The 15,382-nt window shown below is 68.5% G+C and carries 16 protein-coding genes and 2 riboswitches; of the genes, 7 read left to right on the top strand and 9 right to left on the bottom strand.

The genetic code is table 11. The features are described 5' to 3' along the window. The first annotated feature begins 34 nt into the window (after positions 1-34). Positions 35-832, top strand: coding sequence for a DUF4124 domain-containing protein (locus BCL79_RS09470; RefSeq protein WP_428999453.1), 798 nt, complete (start codon positions 35-37; stop codon positions 830-832). Next, a complete protein-coding gene (locus BCL79_RS09475; RefSeq protein WP_121040290.1) occupies positions 829-1,479 on the top strand; it encodes a DUF4124 domain-containing protein in 651 nt (216 codons plus the stop codon). The genes BCL79_RS09470 and BCL79_RS09475 overlap by 4 nt, the downstream gene beginning before the upstream one ends. Positions 1,480-1,570: 91 nt before the next feature. On the opposite strand, the gene BCL79_RS09480 is transcribed toward BCL79_RS09475, so the two are convergent. Beyond that, positions 1,571-2,347, bottom strand: a complete 777-nt coding sequence (locus tag BCL79_RS09480; protein ID WP_121040292.1) for an SDR family oxidoreductase — start codon at positions 2,345-2,347, stop codon at positions 1,571-1,573. Between the two features lie 154 nt (positions 2,348-2,501). Between BCL79_RS09480 and BCL79_RS09485 the strand changes: the two genes are divergently transcribed. Then, positions 2,502-2,738, top strand: coding sequence for a hypothetical protein (locus BCL79_RS09485; protein ID WP_121040293.1), 237 nt, complete (start codon positions 2,502-2,504; stop codon positions 2,736-2,738). A gap of 73 nt (positions 2,739-2,811) precedes the next feature. On the opposite strand, the gene sppA is transcribed toward BCL79_RS09485, so the two are convergent. From sppA to BCL79_RS09505, 4 genes are all read right to left on the bottom strand, one after another. Further along, positions 2,812-4,719, bottom strand: a complete 1,908-nt coding sequence (gene sppA, locus BCL79_RS09490) for a signal peptide peptidase SppA (protein WP_121040295.1) — start codon at positions 4,717-4,719, stop codon at positions 2,812-2,814. Positions 4,720-4,794: 75 nt separating this feature from the next. Beyond that, positions 4,795-6,159 (bottom strand): MATE family efflux transporter, encoded by a 1,365-nt coding sequence (locus tag BCL79_RS09495; protein ID WP_121040298.1) that lies wholly within the window; start codon positions 6,157-6,159, stop codon positions 4,795-4,797. 119 nt (positions 6,160-6,278) lie between these two features. Further along, positions 6,279-6,842, bottom strand: coding sequence for a DUF3106 domain-containing protein (locus tag BCL79_RS09500; protein WP_121040300.1), 564 nt, complete (start codon positions 6,840-6,842; stop codon positions 6,279-6,281). After that, on the bottom strand, positions 6,835-7,839 hold the full coding sequence (locus tag BCL79_RS09505) for a hypothetical protein (protein WP_121040302.1): 1,005 nt from the start codon (positions 7,837-7,839) through the stop codon (positions 6,835-6,837). Before BCL79_RS09505 ends, BCL79_RS09500 begins: the two co-directional genes overlap by 8 nt. Positions 7,840-8,276: 437 nt before the next feature. Here BCL79_RS09505 and BCL79_RS09510 point away from each other — a divergent pair, with 437 nt between their 5' ends. Continuing rightward, positions 8,277-10,457, top strand: coding sequence for a primosomal protein N' (locus BCL79_RS09510; protein WP_121041284.1), 2,181 nt, complete (start codon positions 8,277-8,279; stop codon positions 10,455-10,457). Between the two features lie 35 nt (positions 10,458-10,492). On the opposite strand, the gene BCL79_RS09515 is transcribed toward BCL79_RS09510, so the two are convergent. Beyond that, positions 10,493-11,113: a glutathione S-transferase family protein gene (locus BCL79_RS09515; RefSeq protein ID WP_121040304.1), complete on the bottom strand. Its 621-nt coding sequence runs from the start codon at positions 11,111-11,113 to the stop codon at positions 10,493-10,495. A 101-nt stretch (positions 11,114-11,214) separates the two neighbouring features. Here BCL79_RS09515 and BCL79_RS09520 point away from each other — a divergent pair, with 101 nt between their 5' ends. Next, on the top strand, positions 11,215-11,418 hold the full coding sequence (locus BCL79_RS09520) for a hypothetical protein (RefSeq protein ID WP_121040306.1): 204 nt from the start codon (positions 11,215-11,217) through the stop codon (positions 11,416-11,418). Positions 11,419-11,427: 9 nt separating this feature from the next. Here BCL79_RS09520 and BCL79_RS09525 read toward each other — a convergent pair whose 3' ends face one another. Beyond that, positions 11,428-12,189: an NYN domain-containing protein gene (locus tag BCL79_RS09525; RefSeq protein WP_121040308.1), complete on the bottom strand. Its 762-nt coding sequence runs from the start codon at positions 12,187-12,189 to the stop codon at positions 11,428-11,430. A 162-nt stretch (positions 12,190-12,351) separates the two neighbouring features. Between BCL79_RS09525 and BCL79_RS09530 the strand changes: the two genes are divergently transcribed. Next, positions 12,352-13,644 (top strand): NAD(P)/FAD-dependent oxidoreductase, encoded by a 1,293-nt coding sequence (locus BCL79_RS09530; RefSeq protein WP_121040310.1) that lies wholly within the window; start codon positions 12,352-12,354, stop codon positions 13,642-13,644. On the opposite strand, the gene BCL79_RS09535 is transcribed toward BCL79_RS09530, so the two are convergent. Both BCL79_RS09535 and BCL79_RS09540 read right to left on the bottom strand, forming a co-directional pair. Then, positions 13,645-13,989, bottom strand: coding sequence for a ribonuclease E inhibitor RraB (locus BCL79_RS09535; protein WP_121040313.1), 345 nt, complete (start codon positions 13,987-13,989; stop codon positions 13,645-13,647). Positions 13,990-14,075: 86 nt separating this feature from the next. Beyond that, positions 14,076-14,345 carry a GIY-YIG nuclease family protein gene (locus BCL79_RS09540; RefSeq protein ID WP_121040315.1) on the bottom strand — a complete coding sequence of 90 codons (270 nt, stop codon included), beginning with the start codon at positions 14,343-14,345 and terminating at the stop codon, positions 14,076-14,078. A gap of 44 nt (positions 14,346-14,389) precedes the next feature. After that, positions 14,390-14,483: riboswitch (glycine riboswitch) on the top strand. Positions 14,484-14,491: 8 nt separating this feature from the next. Further along, a riboswitch (glycine riboswitch) is annotated at positions 14,492-14,583 on the top strand. Positions 14,584-14,675: 92 nt separating this feature from the next. On the opposite strand from BCL79_RS09540, the gene BCL79_RS09545 reads away from it, so the two are divergent. Next, a complete protein-coding gene (locus tag BCL79_RS09545) occupies positions 14,676-15,293 on the top strand; it encodes a trimeric intracellular cation channel family protein (RefSeq protein WP_121040317.1) in 618 nt (205 codons plus the stop codon). The last annotated feature ends 89 nt before the right edge of the window (positions 15,294-15,382 follow it).

Consider the following 15,382-nt stretch of genomic DNA (forward strand, 5'->3'; position numbering starts at 1 on the left):
CAGGCGGGCAAACCCGCACACTGGCCGCATGACCCTGCGCCCTGCTCTGTGGTTGTCCCTGCTCACGTTGCTGAGCCCTGCCGTGCCCGCCGCCGCGCAGAGCGACAACGTGCGCGTCTACCGCTGCGTGGGCAGCAACGGCGCCGTGTCGCTGCAGGACGCGCCATGCCGCCAGGGCCGGCAGGAAATCCGCGACCTGCAGCGCCCGCGCGACCCGGCCCCGCAGGTCGTGCGCAGCGACCGCGCGCCCGAGCCGATGCCTGCCCCGCGCGCACCCGAGCGCGAAGTGCGCTACGTGCACGTGCAGCCGCCGCAGCCGATGTACGAGTGCACGACCAGCGACGGCGATACCTACGTCAGCGACAGCAACGAAGGCAATCCACGCTGGGTGCCGATCTGGACCGAGGCCTATCTGCCGTATCCACCCGGCCCGAGGCCGCCGTCGGGTGGCTATCCCCCCTCGCGCCCGCTGCCACCGATCGCACCGATGGGCAGCGGTTCGGTGAGCAGCCGTGGCGGTGCGGTCTCGGTGACCGGCAGCGGCGCGCGGGTGGGCGGCAGCATCAGCATCGGCGGCGGCAGCTCGCACTGGCAGGGCGGTGAGTATCCGCACCCCGGGCTGGGCAACAGCGTGGTGGTGCCGGCCGGCAACGTGCTGGTGCGCGATGAATGCCATGCGCTGCCCGCGCAGGAAGTCTGCTCGCGGCTGAAAGACCGGCGCTGGGACCTGATCCGCCGCTACAACAGTGCGCTGCAGGGCGAGCGCGATGCGCTGACCCGCGAGCAGCGCGGGATCGACGCGCGCCTGGACCAGGACTGCGGCGGGGCATGAAACGGTTCCTGCTGCTCCTGTTGCTTGTGACCCTGCCCGCTGCGGCGGACGAAGCGGTGTTCTTCCGCTGCACCGATGCGGGCGGCAGCCTGACCATCCAGAGCGTGGCCTGTCCCGCTGGCAGCGAGCAGCGCATCCAGCGGATCAGCGCGCCGGTGCGTGCCCCGGCAGCCGTGGAGAATGCGCCGGCTGCGCCCGCCCCTGACTACCGCATGCCACCGCTGCCGCAGGACGGCGACGAAGACAGCGGCCTGCTCGACAGCGCAGCGCTGCGCCCGGCAGCCCCGGCGCAGGAGCCCGACGACGCCAGCCCACCTAAACCGCCGCTGCCGGAGATCTACCAGTGCGTTTCTGCCGATGGCGGTCGCTACCTGCATGAGCGCGAGCCGGCCCCGTCACGCTGCGAATCGCTGGCCCTTACCGGCCTGGGGGGCAGCCATGCGCCGAGCAACGCGGCCAGCTGCGAAGTGGTGCGCGATGCCTGCGAGCCGGTAACGGAGGCACAGCGCTGCAGCAGTTGGCAGCAGCGCTTGCGCGATGCGCGCGGCCGTGAGCGCTTCGCTGCGCCGGAGAACCAGGCTGCGGCGAGCGCCGAGCGCGCGCGCTTGGAAGCGGTGTTGGCCGACAGCGATTGCCCGGTGCCGTGACCCGGTTTTCCCCTGATCGCGACTGGAGTTACCGAGCGCCATTACCGCGTGTGACACGTGCCCTGATCGGTCGTGCCGGCCGCTGGCCAGCTCAGAACCCGTAGCGCAGGAACCCACCGTCCACCGCGATGCACTCGCCGGTGACATAGCTGGAGGCCGGCAGACACAGGAAGCCCACGGCGGCAGCGACTTCTTCCGGCTCGCCGATGCGGCGCATCGGCGTGCGGTCTATCACCTGCTCGTAGTAATCCGGATCGGACAACGGCCCGGAGGTGCGCCGGGTGCGGATGTACCACGGCGCCACGGCGTTGACGCGGATGCCGTCCTCGGCCCACTCCACCGCCAGGTTGCGGGTCATCTGGTGCATCGCGGCCTTGGTCATGCCGTACACCGCGCCGCTGCGCACGTGGGTCAGGCCGGACACGCTGCCGACGTTGACGATCGCCGAGGCCGCGTGCCGCGCCAGCAGCGGGTGCGCATACCGCGACAGCTCGAACGCCGAGAACAGGTTGGTCTCGAAGATCCCACGCCACTCGTCTTCGGTGTATTCGGTGGCCGGCTTGCTGATGTTGCCACCGGCGTTGTTGACCAGGATGTGCAGTCCATCGCTGTGGTCTTCCACCCAGTCCAGGATCTCGCGGCGGTCCTCGTCATCGGCGACGTCGGCAGCCAGGCCATGGATCTCACGATCCGGGAAGGCATCGGCCAGTTCATCGCGCGCCATCTCCAGCGCATCGGCATCGCGGCCGACGATCAACATGTCCGCACCGAAGCCCAGCAGTTCGCGCGCGATCGCCAAGCCGATGCCGGCGCTCGCACCGGTGATCAATGCGGTCTGTCCATCCAGTCGCCAACGTTGCGCGCTCACGTGCGTCTCCTGCGGGGATCCATGGGATGCGGCACCCACGGTGCGGCCCGGATAGGATAACGCGTGACGGCCGGCCTACCGGACGCCATCACGCGCGATGCGCGGGGCGGTGGGACACTGATGTTCCGCTACCGGCTCACCGAGGGAGGTTGCCATGACGATCCGTACTGCCCTGCCGCTGCTCGCGATCATCGCGCTGAGCGCCTGCAACCGGCCAGTGCCCCCGGCACCGGACACACCACCGGAACCGCAGGCCACTGAACTGCGCGATGCGATCCAGACACCGATCGACCGCGCCAAGGCGGTCAGCGATACCCTGCAGCAGTCCGCCGATGCCCGCGCCGCCGAAGCCGACCGCGCCAGCGGTGACACGCCACCGCCCAGCCCCTGATCCCATCGGCCGGATGGCAGAACGCCCGGCACAGGCCGGGCGTTCGGGTGTCACACAGTACCGCTGAGGCCGCTTACAGGCCGCAGAAGCAGTACACCAGCGTCTTGACCGGCGCGGCGTTGTTGCGCGGGTCGCGTGCGGCGTCTTCGACGAAGCGCAGCTGGGTGTCCAGCTCCGGCATCGAACGGGCCAGCATCAGACGGGCCATGCCCGATTCGCCCAGCATCCAGGCACCGGCATGGCTGCCGGCGAAGCCGCTGAGGAACTGCGCGAACGGCGTGGCCGCCTTCTCGATGTAACGCACGCGGAACTTGCCGGCCTCACCAAGCTTGGCGCGGCTGGCGGCGTCAGCCACCGCAGCCTTCAGGCCACCGAAGTCATCGACCAGCCCACGTTCCTTGGCCTGCGCACCGCTCCACACCCGGCCGCGGGCGACTTCATCGACCGCTTCCACCGGCTTGTTGCGCGCGGCGGCGACCTTGCCGGTGAAATCGGCGTAGCCCTTGTTGATCACCGACTGGATGACCTGGCCCACAGCCGGGTCCATCGGGCGGGTGATGTCGAACGCACCGGCGAAGCGGGTGGTGCCCACGCCATCGGTATGCACGCCGATCTTGTCCAGCGAGCGGGCCACGTTCGGGATCATCCCGAAGATGCCGATCGAACCGGTGATCGTGGAGGGGTCAGCATAGATGCGATCAGCATTCATGCTGATCCAGTAACCGCCCGAGGCGGCCAGATCGCCCATCGAGACCACCACCGGCTTGCCGGCTTCCTTCAGCGCGACCACTTCACGGCGGATCTGCTCGGAGGCGAACACTTCACCGCCCGGCGAGCTCACGCGCAGCACCACGGCCTTCACGTCCTTGTCGTCGCGCGCTTCGCGCAGCAGGGCCGAGGTCGACTCGCCACCGATGCGGCCGGCCGGCAGATCGCCACCGGAGATTTCACCGGATGCCACGATCACCGCCACCTGCGGACGCGAATCCACCGGCGAACGGCGGCCATCGAGCACGCTCAGGTAGGCATCCAGATCGACGTTGCGGTAGCCACCGTCAGCGTCGTCGTCGGCGATGCCGCGCTCGGTCAGCAGGGTGTCCACTTCCTCGCGCGTCTTCAGGCCGTCCACCAGCTTCTGCTGCAGGGCGAACTTGGCCAGGTCGCCACCGGCGGCGGCGATGCCTTCGGGCATGGTGTCGATGCCGGCGGCCAGCTGTGCCGGGTCGAGCTTGCGCGCCTTGGCGATATCGGCCAGGTAGCGCTGCCACACATCGTTCATCCAGAACAGATCGGCTTCCTTGGCCTGCGGCGAAGCGGCATCGAGCACATACGGCTCGGCGGCCGACTTGTACTCACCCACCTTGAACAGGTGCACGTCCACGCCCAGCTTGTCCTGCAGGCCGGTGCGGAAGTACTGGCGATAGCGGCCCAGGCCCTCGAGCACCACGCCGCCCATCGGGTCGAGATAGACCTCGTTGGCCTGCGAAGCGAGCAGGTACTGCGACTGGCTCATGTTCTCGCTGAAGGCCACGACCTGCTTGCCGGCAGCGCGCAGTTCCTGAAGCGCAACGGTCACTTCGCGCATCGAGGCGAAGCCGCTCGGCTGCAGCTTGTCCAGCTCCAGCACCACACGCTCGATCTTCTTGTCGGTCTTGGCCGCCTCCAGCGCGCGGATCAGATCACGCAGCTGGATTTCTTCGGCGCCCTTGTCACCGACGGCCTTGCCCAGCGCGCGGCTGACCGGATCAGCGCTGAACTGCTCGACCAGCCGACCTTCCGGTGCGATGACCAGGGTGGTGCGGTCCTGCAGCGACGCCTTCGAGGTCGCGCTCTTGCCCATCGCGACGATGAACAGGATCAGGATCAGGAACAGCAGGCCGAAGAACACCAGGTTGAGGATGAGCCGGCGGGTAAAGTTCATCACATCCCACAGCCCGATGAAGAAGCTGGCGACGGGATTGCGACGCGCGGGTTGGTTCATGGGGGTAACTCCAGAGTGGCTTCTTGCCGTGGTGCCAGAATAGCCGTTGCCGGGCGCGCCGGCATCGGACACAAGTCAGGGTGTCGATGGGAGGCCGGCGCGGGCGCTGCTCACACGCAGGCGCCAGGCCATGAGGATCGCGGCGGCGGTCAGACCCAGGATCAGGCCCAGCCACATGCCCTGCGGGCCCATGCCCAACCCCAGTCCCAGCCCGGCGCCGAGCGGCATGCCCAGGCCCCAGTACGAGAACATGGCGATGAACATCGGCACGCGGGTGTCCTTCAGGCCGCGCAACGCGCCGGCCGAAAGCACCTGGATGCCATCCGGGAACTGGAACGCGGCCGCATACAGCAGCAGGGTCGAGGCCAGTGCAGCCACGCCCAGATCGTTCGTGTAGACCCCGACGATGGCGTCATGGCCAAGCAGCAGCACCAGCGCCGACAGCGTCTGTGTGCCCAGGATGATCAGCAGCCCGGCGATCGCCGCGCGGCGCACACCCAGCCCGTTGCCGCTGCCGACCGCATGGCCGACCCGCACCGTGGTGGCTTCGGCCACGCCCATCGGGATCATGAAGCACAGCTGGGCCACATTGATCGCGATCTGGTGCGAGGCCGCTTCGGTGGCGCCGAGGCGGCCGATCAGCAGCGCGGTAACGATGAACAAGCCGCCTTCCATCAGCACGGTGATGCCGATCGGCAGGCCGGTCCGCAGCAGCTCCCAGATCGCGCTCCAGCGCGGCGCTTCGAAGTGCGAGAACAACTGCAGGTGGGCGAAGCGCTTGGTCTTCCACAGGTAACCGGCAAAGCACAGCGCCTGCAGCCACATCATGATCGCCGAGGCCATGCCCAGGCCTTCGGCGCCCAGCTCGGGGAAGCCGAGCTTGCCGTAGCAGAGCACGTAGCCCAGCGGCGCCAGCACCAACAGGCCGCCAAAGCCGAGCAGCATGGTCGGCAGCGTCCAGTGCATCCCCTCGCTGAGGTAGCGCATGCAGAAGTACAGGGTCAGTGCCGGGCCACCCCAGCGCACCGCATGCAGGAACGCGGTCGCGCCGGGCACGATATCCGGCGCGATGCCGAACGCCGGCAGCAGCGGCGGCACTACCGTGAGGAAGGTGAACATGATCAGCCCCAGCCCCAGCGCCAGCCACAGCGCCTGGCGGAACAGCGGACCGATCTCGCGCTCGCGGCCAGCGCCGTGCAGCTGCGAAACCGAGGCGGTCAGCGAGATCAGGGTGCCGATCGGGATCAGCATCGGCAGCCACAGCAGTGCCGTGCCGATGGTGACGGCCGCCAGGGTGTCGGTACCGTGGTGACCGGCAATCACGTTGTCGACGAAGGAGATCAGGCCGGTGGAGACATGGCCCAGAACCAACGGCAGCGCGAGCAGACCGGTGGCGCGCACTTCCCGGGAGAGGCGCGGCGTGGAGGAAGCGGTAGACATGGGAGTCACAGACGTCAACTACGGTCGCGCGCGGAGGGCACAGGCACCGGGTTGCGGCCCGCCATCTTACGCGCGCGGCCGGGGAAAAGCCGCGCTTTCAGGTAAACGGGCGGAAGCCGTCAGTGGCCCACGTTCTCGCGCAGCCAGCTGTCCCGTGCGGCCGGCGCCACGCCCAGGAATTCGGCGCGCACGCGGTCGCGGTCCTGCGGTGGGGTGCGCTGGGCAACCAGGGTCAGCTGGGTGAGCTGGGAGGGCGTGAGCTGGCGCAGCACCGCCAGGGCGGTCGGGCGCTGTTCGGCGGGCAGATAGCCGAACAGGCCCTGCAGCTTGGTGAACTCGTGGCCGAGCTGCGGGCCAAGCAGCCAGCCGTCGCGGAAGCGCTGGTCCTGTTCGGCGAAGCGCTGGCGAAGCGCCTGCTGCTGCGCCGGCGGCAACGCCGCCACGCGCGCCGCCGCGGCACGGACACGGGCACGCTCGCTTTCGCTCATGGCCTGCCAGGCCGCGTAGCGGCTGCGCAACTCGCGCAGTTGGGCCGGATCCAGCGCTGCGGGGGTGGTCGGGATCGCCGGCGCCGTGGCGCTGGGCGGGGCCGGCACCGCCAGCGGCACCTCCACCCGGTTGGGGGCGGCGTTGGCCGCACTGGAGAGCCCGAGGGCGATCAGCAGGAAGGCAGGCTTACTCATCGGCGGCAGCCGTCTCCAGGCCGGCGGTAGCGGGTTCGGGGCGGCTCGGCTGGGCCTGCGATTCGTCCACCGGTACCGGACCGCCAGCAGCAAACCAGGCGTACAGATCGGCATCGCGGGCGGTCGGCAGATCCGGATCGGCCAGCATCGCCGCGTCCGTGGCCGCGTAGGGCGAGGCGGTCGGCGCCACGGTCGGCAGGTCAGCCGCCGGCAACGCTTCGACCTTGACAGGGCCGGCATCGGCGACGGCACCTTCGGGGGTATCGGCCAGGGGCTCGCCACCCTGACGGGCATGTTTCCACCACGCCGCGCCGCCGAGCAGCACGCCGGCAGTGACGGCCACGATCAGCACGCCCTTCCACGGGAAACGATGGCCGCGCTGGCGCTTGACCGGACGGCGCTGGGCGGGGGCATCGGACTTGACCGGCGTGCGCCAGGAGGCGGCATCGGGTTGCTGGCTGGCCGGGGCGGCCACCGGCTGCTGCAGGCGCTGCAGCCGGCTGGCGGGCAGATCGCGGATACGCAGCTGCACCTGCTCGGCCAGCGCGCGCCAGCCTGCGGCATCGGGGTTGCCATGGACATCGCGCGGGCAGGCATCGGCCAGTGCGTGCTGGTAGTCGGCCATGGGCAGATCCAGGATCTGCGCGGCCGCGGCTTCATCCAGCCCGCCACCGATCCGCAGCAGGAACGCCAGTCGCGCCGGCGCGGCCAGCCCGGCCAGGTGCTCCAACGGGGCAGGCCAACGGCCTGCGGCCGGCTCGCGCAACGGCGCGCGGTGGACCAGCAGCGACCAGAACCGCTCCGGCCACTGGGCCATGGGCAGGTCGCTGGCGATTCCGGCGAAGGCACGCATGACGGCGACCAGCGCCTGTTCGGCGACGGTCGGGTCGCCGCACTGCAGCTCGGCCACGACCAGGGCGCGGCGTTCAACGCCACGAAGAAACGCCGACAGCGCGCCGGCTGCGGTAGAAGAAACGGGGGCGGGCGCAGCCGTCATAGCAACTCCATCATTGTGTGGAAATGATAGCGATTGCGTCACTCCAGCGGCGCGCGGATGTTCATTTCCTGTGAGCGGCCACGGTCCGCAAAGCCTTCCGGCGCAAAAGGTTGTGCACAGCACCACGTAAAACCGGGGTGGAACCACCCGTGAGCCCCGCGTCAAGTCTGTTTCAACTTTGTTTCACAGCTATCTTGTTGTTTTTATTGCTTATTGTTGCTTGGCTATTTTTTGACCAACCTGAGCAGAACGTCGGAAGTTCCTGACGCAAGGCGGTCACATACGCAGTGGCACACAGACTTATCCACAGAAGATGTGGATAAGCCTGAATCTCCAATCAAGTCGGATATTTAGGTGGGATTTATGATTCGGCGCGTACCCGGCTGAGACGGTGAATGGGCGTGATCCGCTCCGCCCCTGCCCGCTACACTGCCCCGATGACCTCCTCGTCTTCGACCCTGCGCGTCGCCCTGCCGGTGCCGCTGCCGCAACTGTTCGACTACGCCCCGCCGCACGGGCCGGCCCCGGACCCGGCGATGACCGGGCAGCGGGTCCGGGTGCCGTTCGGCTCCCGGGAGCTGGTCGGCGTGGTGGCCGGGATAGGCCAGGTCGAAGACCCCGACAGCCTGCGCGCCGCGATCGAGTGGATCGACACCACGCCCCTGGTGACCGGTGAGCTGTGGCGCTCGCTGCAGTGGCTGGCGCGCTACACCCATGCCCCGCTGGGCGAAGTGATCAGTACGGCCCTGCCCGGTCCGCTGCGGCGGGGTGAGGCCGTGCCGGACACCCATCAGTGGGGCTGGCAGCTGACGCCGGCCGGCCACGACCCGCAGCCCAAACTGCGCAGCGGTACCCGCCCGCAACGCCTGGCAGCGTGCCTGGCCGAGGGCGTGGTGAACGAAGACCGCCTGGATACCTTGATGGACGACTGGCGCAGCGCTGCCCGGTCGCTGGCCAAGCGCGAGCTGGTCGAACGGATCGCGCTGGCGCATGCACCGGCCGTCGCCTCGCCGGCCAGCGGCCCCGCGCCCAATGCCGAACAGGCCGAGGCGATCGCCGCGATCACCGCCGCCGACGGGTTTGCCGCCTACCTGCTCGATGGCGTGACCGGCAGTGGCAAGACCGAGGTCTACCTGCAGGCGATCGTGGCGTGCCTTGCGCGCGGCAAGCAGGCGCTGGTGCTGGTGCCGGAGATCGGGCTGACCCCGCAGACGCTGTCGCGCTTCCGCAACCGCCTGGGCATTCCGGTGCATGTGCTGCACTCCGGCTTGAACGACAACGAGCGCGCCCGCGTGTGGGCCGCCGCCGCGCGAGGCGAAGCACAGGTCATCGTCGGCACGCGCTCGGCGGTGTTCACGCCGCTGCCGAATGCGGGCCTGATCGTGATCGACGAAGAGCACGACGGCAGTTACAAACAGCAGGACGGCATCCGCTATCACGCACGCGATTTCGCGCTGGTGCGCGGCAAGGCACTGGACGTGGCGGTGGTGCTCGGCAGCGCCACGCCGTCGCTGGAATCGCTGCACAACGCGCATGCCGGCCGTTACACCCACCTGCGCCTGAAGCAGCGCGCGGGCGCCGCGCGTCCGCCGGTGGTGCGCGTGCTTGATGTGCGTAAACGCCCGCTGCGCGATGGGCTCTCGCCGGAAGTACTGGCCGGCATCACCCAGCATCTGCAGGCCGGGCACCAGGTGCTGGTGTTCAAGAACCGCCGCGGCTATGCGCCCGTGCTGCTCTGCCATGACTGCGGCTGGACCGCGCCGTGCCAGCGCTGCGATGCGCCGATGACCGTGCATGCCGGCGGCCGGCGCCTGCAGTGCCACCACTGTGGCGCACGCCAGTCCGCGCCGCTGGCGTGCCCGGACTGCGGCAGCCTGGCGCTGCAGCCGCAGGGCATCGGGACCGAGCGGCTGGAAGAACATCTGGTCGAGGCCTTCCCGGAGTTCCCGGTGATCCGCATCGACCGCGGCACCACCGGCAAGCGTGATGCGCTGGAAACCCAGTTGGCCAAGCTCGGCGATCGCGCGGGGATTCTGGTCGGCACGCAGATCCTCGCCAAAGGTCACGACCTGCCGAAGCTGACCCTGGTGGTGGTGGTCGGCATCGATGAAGGCCTGTTCTCGGCCGACTTCCGCGCCAGTGAAAAACTCGCGCAGCAGCTGATCCAGGTCGCCGGCCGCGCCGGGCGTGCGGTGGATGCCGGCGAGGTCTGGTTGCAGACCCACCACCCGGGGCATCCCCTGCTGGAGACGCTGGTCAACGGCGGCTACCACGCCTTTGCCGATGCGGAACTGCAGCAGCGCGAGGCGGCCGGTTTTCCGCCCTTCGCGCATCTGGCGCTGCTGCGTGCCGAAGCGCAACAGGTGGAGCATGCCAACGCGATGCTCAGTGCCGTGCGCGCGCTGATTCCCGACGACGCGGCAGTGGAACGCTATGGCCCGATGCCAGCACCGATGCCCCGCCGCGCCGGCTACCAGCGCACCCAGCTGCTGCTGTCCTCACCCGCGCGACGCCCGCTGCACGGCGTGCTGGATCAGGTGACGCCGCAGATCGCCGCGCTGCCGCAGGCACGCAAGGTGCGCTGGTCGCTGGATGTGGATCCGATGGATCTGTATTAGGCCGGCAGGTGCCGACCGTGGGTCGGCACGGCCGCTCAAGTCAACGCGGTCATGACCCCACGCTGATACGCCGGCCGCTGTTTCAACCGCTCGTACCACGCGGCCAGATGCGGCAGGTCCGGGCGCTGGATCGGCATCTCGAACCAGGCATAGATGAAGGCACCCAGCGGGATATCGCCCATCGCGAACTGCTCACCGGACAGATACGGCTGCCGCGACAAAGCCTCATCGGCCATCGCCAGCAACTCGCCGGAGCGCACCAGTGCCGCTGCGATGCGGGCCTCGTCCCGATCAGCAGGCGGGGTCCGCAGGGTCCCCCAGAACAGATCGCGGAACACGCCGGCGAAGGTCGAGGTGGTCCAGTCCATCCACTTCTCCGACTGCGCGCGCGCCACCACATCTTCCGGGTACAGCGTGCCCAGCGCGTAGCGCGCGCAGAGATAGCGCACGATCGTGTTGGATTCCCACAGCGGCAGGCCCTGGTCCTCGATCACCGGCACCAGCCCGTTCGGATTCATCGCGCGGTACTCCGGCGACTGCGTACCACCGAAGGCACCGCCGACCTCGATCGACTCGTAGGGCGCCCCGATCTCCTCGGCACACCACAGCACTTTGCGCACGTTGCTGGAATTGCGACGGCCCCAGATGTTCAGCATGATCGGATTCCCGTATCGTTCGATGCGCGGCAGCGGGGTCGCGCGGTGCCGCTACGATACGCCCAACGGCGGGCCCACCGTCATGTCATGGATGAAAAACAATGATCCTCTACGCACTCGAAATCGTGTTGCTCATTGCCGGGATCGGCACGCTCGTGGTCGGTTATCGCCGCCACCATCGCAATCTGCTGCTCAGCGCCGCGCTGTTGCTGCTGGCCAGCGGCATGCTGCCTGACGCCGTGCGAGGCTTCTCCGATGGCTTCAACGGCAGCACGGCCCGCCCGTTGGCCGTGCTGCTGCGCTGAGGCCGGCGGTCACTTCGCCGCCTTCGCCGCACTCTTCTTGGGCAGTGCGCGCACATAGGTCGACTTGCCCTCTTTTTTCATCTCGAACAGGCCCGTCGCGGCCAATAGATCGCTGAGTTTGCTGTACCCGTAATTGCGCGAATCGAACGAGGCCTGGTTGCCGATCTGGCTGCCGACCGGGCCGAGATGCGACCAGCCATCCTCGGCTTCGGCCGAGGTCACCGCGCGGCGCAGCATCTGCACCAGCCGGGTATCGTTGCGCAGCTCCGGGCCGCTCTTGCGCGGGCGGGTTTCCTCGTTGTCCTGCTCCACCTCCTGATCGGCCGCATGGGGTTGGCCCAGCGCCTCGATGTAGGTGAACTTCGAGCACGCGTTGACGAACGGCTCGGGCGTTTTCTTCTCGCCGAAGCCGTACACCTTCACCCCGTCGGTCAGCAGGCGCATCACCAGCGGGGTGAAATCCGCATCGCTGGAGACGATCGCAAAGCCATCCAGATTGCGTGCGTACAGCATGTCCATCGCGTCGATCACCATCGCCATGTCCGAGGCATTCTTGCCACGGCTGTAGGCGAACTGCTGGATCGGGCGGATCGCGTACTCGTGCAGCACGGACTCCCACCCTTTCAGCCGCGGGCTCTTCCAGTTGCCGTAGGCACGGCGGACATTGGCCACACCGTAGCGGGCGACTTCAGCCAGCACCGCATCGATCTTGGAAGAGGGTGCGTTGTCGGCATCGATCAGCAGGGCGATGCGCTTTTCCGGTTCGGACATCTCGGTCTCCTGGGCGGGATCGGATCGGCCATCGGGCAAGCGCGATGGCCCCTGAACCCAGTATCGGCCATCGACGTGAACATCGCGCTTCACGTGCGACCATGGGCCGCATCACGAGACGACCTGCGCCGCCCCCCTCCGGCGCCCGCCAAGGAGTGAAGCATGACCCGCGATCCCACGCCCCACCTGCTCATCATCGGTGGCGGTTTTGCCGGCCTCTGGGCCACCCGTGCCCTCGCCTCGGCGCACGTGCGCATCACCCTGGTGGACCGTCGCAACCATCATCTGTTCCAGCCGCTGCTCTACCAGGTGGCCACCGCAGGCCTGTCCGCGCCGGATATCGCCGCGCCGCTGCGCCACATCCTCGGTCACCAGCGCAATGTCGAAGTGCGCCTGGGTGAAGTGACCGGCATCGACAAGGCCGCGCGCACCGCGACGCTGGCCGATGGCACGCAGATTACGTACGACACCCTGATGCTGTGCACCGGCGCCACCCATGCCTACTTCGGCCACGACGAATGGGCCGCCGATGCGCCGGGCCTGAAGACGCTGGACGATGCCATCGCGCTGCGCCGCAAGCTGCTGCTCGCCTTCGAGCGCGCCGAGGCCGAACCCGATCCCGCGCGCAAAGCGGCGTGGCTGAGTTTCGCCGTGGTCGGTGGCGGCCCCACCGGCGTGGAACTGGCCGGCACCCTGGCCGAGATCGCACGGCATACGCTGCGCAATGAGTTCCGCCATATCGATCCCGCCTCGGCCAAGGTCCGCCTGGTCGAAGCCGGCCCGCGCGTGCTGTCCACCTTCCCCGAGGTGCTCTCGCTCAAGGCGCGGCGGCAGCTGGAAAAGCTGGGCGTGGAAGTGCTCACCGGCACGCCCGTCAGCGACATCAATGCCGAAGGCTTCCAGCTTGGCGAGCGCTTCGTCGAGGCCCGCACCGTGGTCTGGGCCGCCGGTGTCGCCGCCTCACCGCTGGCACGTACGTTGGAGGTGCCACTGGACCGCGCCGGCCGCGTGCCGGTGCAGCCTGACCTTACCCTGGAGGGCCACCCGGAGATATTCGTTGCCGGTGACCTGGCGGCACTGACCCAGGCCGACGGCAAGCCGGTGCCCGGCGTCGCGCCGGCGGCCAAGCAGATGGGCAAGCACGTGGCCACCACCGTCCAGGCACGCCTGGCCGGCAAGCCCGCGCCGGGTGCGTTCAAATACCAGGACTTCGGCAACCTGGCGACCATCGGCCGCATGGCGGCGATCGTCCACCTCGGCCGGCTGCAGCTCTCCGGCGTGCTGGCCTGGTGGTTCTGGCTGGCCGCGCACGTGTTCTTCCTGATCGGCTTCCGCAACCGCGTGGTGGTGCTGTTGAACTGGGCGGTGGCGTACTGGAGCTATCAGCGCAGCGCGCGGATCATCTTCGGCGATGCACAGGACGATCGCCGGCCGAAACGACCGCCCACGCCCTGATCATCCCTGCGACAGACATCCCCAGCCATCCACCTGGCCGCTGTAGGAGACCGCCTCGCTGGCCAGCAGACCTTCGAAGCCGGCGATGTTCTGGTGGGTCGGCAGCATCAGCGGATGCACCACCACCTGCCACGGGTAGTCATCGTTGCCGTCGTAGGCGGCGAAGGACACCTTCTGGTCGTTCTTGAGCAGGTGCACGGCGAAGGCGATCGCCACATCCTGGGTCGGGAAGATCAGCGCGAAATCCACCTCGCGCGGAATCGTCAGATCATCGCCGTCCTGCAGCATGTTCCAGAGCACATCGCCATTCTCATCTTCCGGGTACAACGACAGATCGCGGGACATGGCACTCCAGGGCTTGGGCAAGCGGATCAACGAACGAGGGTCGATGGTATGCCGCCAACGAAGGCCCGAACAACCCGCACGCGGGGCTACGTGGGATCGGGCAGCGCCAGCCACGCCAGCTTGCGCTCGCGCGGTTGCCGCTTGAGCTGCCACTCGGCCTTCGACGCCGCCGCGCGGTCCGGGTAGGCGCGCATCGCCAGCACCTTCACCGGCGGGTTGGCCCGGGTGTATTTCGCCCCTTTGCCGGCCAGATGGGCCTGGAAGCGCGCGTCCACGTCGTTGCTGATGCCGGCGTAATAGCTGCCGTTGCGGCATTCAAGCAGGTACAGGTACCAGAGGGCGGGTTCAGCGGGCATACCGGGATTATCCCCCGGCACGGGCCCGGCGGCTGCTAGAATCCGCCCCGGATGCAGGAGAGAGGCGCCGCGCTGGCGCCCGCCGAAGGCGCAGGCTCCCATAATCGCTCAGGCCGGTGGCTGCACAGCCACCAACCATGCATCCGACACGCCGATCTGGAGAGAGGTCTTCAATGACCCGCCGAAGGGGCACGTGGCTTTGGCCACCGAACTCTCAGGCAAAAGGACAGCGGGAGCGGCAACGGAATCCCACCCCACGACAGTGCAGCGGCGCTGGCGTGAGGCGTGTGCGTTTCCGTCCCCCGCCTGACGTGTTTCCCGGAGCCCCCCATGCTGCTCTCCCTGATCTACCTCATCGCCATCTCGGCCGAAGCCATGACCGGCGCGCTGTCGGCCGGTCGCCGCCGCATGGACCTGTTCGGCGTGGTCATCATCGCCTGCGTCACCGCGCTCGGCGGCGGCTCGCTGCGCGACATCGTGCTCGGCCACTACCCGCTGGGCTGGGTGAAGCACCCGGAGTACCTGGGCTTCACCATCTGCGCGGCACTGATCGCGACCTGGGTGGCGCGCTGGATGCATCACTTCCGGCGCACCTTCCTGGTGCTCGATGGCCTGGGCCTGATCGCGTTCACCCTGATCGGCTGCGCGGTCGCGCGCGAGGGCGGGCACACCGTGCCGATCATCCTGATCGCCGGCATGCTGACCGGTGCGTTCGGCGGCGTGCTGCGCGATGTGTTGTGCAACGAGGTGCCGCTGATCTTCCAGAAAGAACTGTATGCGGTGATCACCCTGCTCACCGGCGCGGCCTACCTGGCCCTGCTGGAACTCGGCGTGTCGCTCAACGCGGCCACGCTGTGGTGCCTGGGCGGCGGCTTCCTGTTCCGCCTGCTGGCCATCCACTTCAAGTGGGAAATGCCGAAGTTCGTGTACCGCGACGAGGTGCATTGACGCACCCGCGGGCATGACCAAGGTCACGGGAGCTTGAGCGGCCCGGCCCTGTATCATGGCGCTCCCGTTCCATTCGAACGGCATCCAGC

It is taken from the genome of Stenotrophomonas rhizophila (assembly GCF_003651185.1).
In the GTDB taxonomy this organism is placed as follows: Bacteria; Pseudomonadota; Gammaproteobacteria; order Xanthomonadales; family Xanthomonadaceae; genus Stenotrophomonas; species Stenotrophomonas maltophilia_Z.

Excerpts from the sequence above, each read along its gene's own strand:
- BCL79_RS09475 (WP_121040290.1), top strand. The coding sequence starts at position 829 with ATGAAACGGTTCCTGCTGCTCCTGTTGCTTGTGACCCTGCCCGCTGCG.
- BCL79_RS09485 (WP_121040293.1), top strand. The coding sequence starts at position 2,502 with ATGACGATCCGTACTGCCCTGCCGCTGCTCGCGATCATCGCGCTGAGC.
- sppA (WP_121040295.1), bottom strand. The coding sequence starts at position 4,719 with ATGAACCAACCCGCGCGTCGCAATCCCGTCGCCAGCTTCTTCATCGGG.
- BCL79_RS09495 (WP_121040298.1), bottom strand. The coding sequence starts at position 6,159 with ATGTCTACCGCTTCCTCCACGCCGCGCCTCTCCCGGGAAGTGCGCGCC.
- BCL79_RS09500 (WP_121040300.1), bottom strand. The coding sequence starts at position 6,842 with ATGAGTAAGCCTGCCTTCCTGCTGATCGCCCTCGGGCTCTCCAGTGCG.
- BCL79_RS09505 (WP_121040302.1), bottom strand. The coding sequence starts at position 7,839 with ATGACGGCTGCGCCCGCCCCCGTTTCTTCTACCGCAGCCGGCGCGCTG.
- BCL79_RS09510 (WP_121041284.1), top strand. The coding sequence starts at position 8,277 with ATGACCTCCTCGTCTTCGACCCTGCGCGTCGCCCTGCCGGTGCCGCTG.
- BCL79_RS09515 (WP_121040304.1), bottom strand. The coding sequence starts at position 11,113 with ATGCTGAACATCTGGGGCCGTCGCAATTCCAGCAACGTGCGCAAAGTG.
- BCL79_RS09520 (WP_121040306.1), top strand. The coding sequence starts at position 11,215 with ATGATCCTCTACGCACTCGAAATCGTGTTGCTCATTGCCGGGATCGGC.
- BCL79_RS09525 (WP_121040308.1), bottom strand. The coding sequence starts at position 12,189 with ATGTCCGAACCGGAAAAGCGCATCGCCCTGCTGATCGATGCCGACAAC.
- BCL79_RS09530 (WP_121040310.1), top strand. The coding sequence starts at position 12,352 with ATGACCCGCGATCCCACGCCCCACCTGCTCATCATCGGTGGCGGTTTT.
- BCL79_RS09535 (WP_121040313.1), bottom strand. The coding sequence starts at position 13,989 with ATGTCCCGCGATCTGTCGTTGTACCCGGAAGATGAGAATGGCGATGTG.
- BCL79_RS09540 (WP_121040315.1), bottom strand. The coding sequence starts at position 14,345 with ATGCCCGCTGAACCCGCCCTCTGGTACCTGTACCTGCTTGAATGCCGC.
- BCL79_RS09545 (WP_121040317.1), top strand. The coding sequence starts at position 14,676 with ATGCTGCTCTCCCTGATCTACCTCATCGCCATCTCGGCCGAAGCCATG.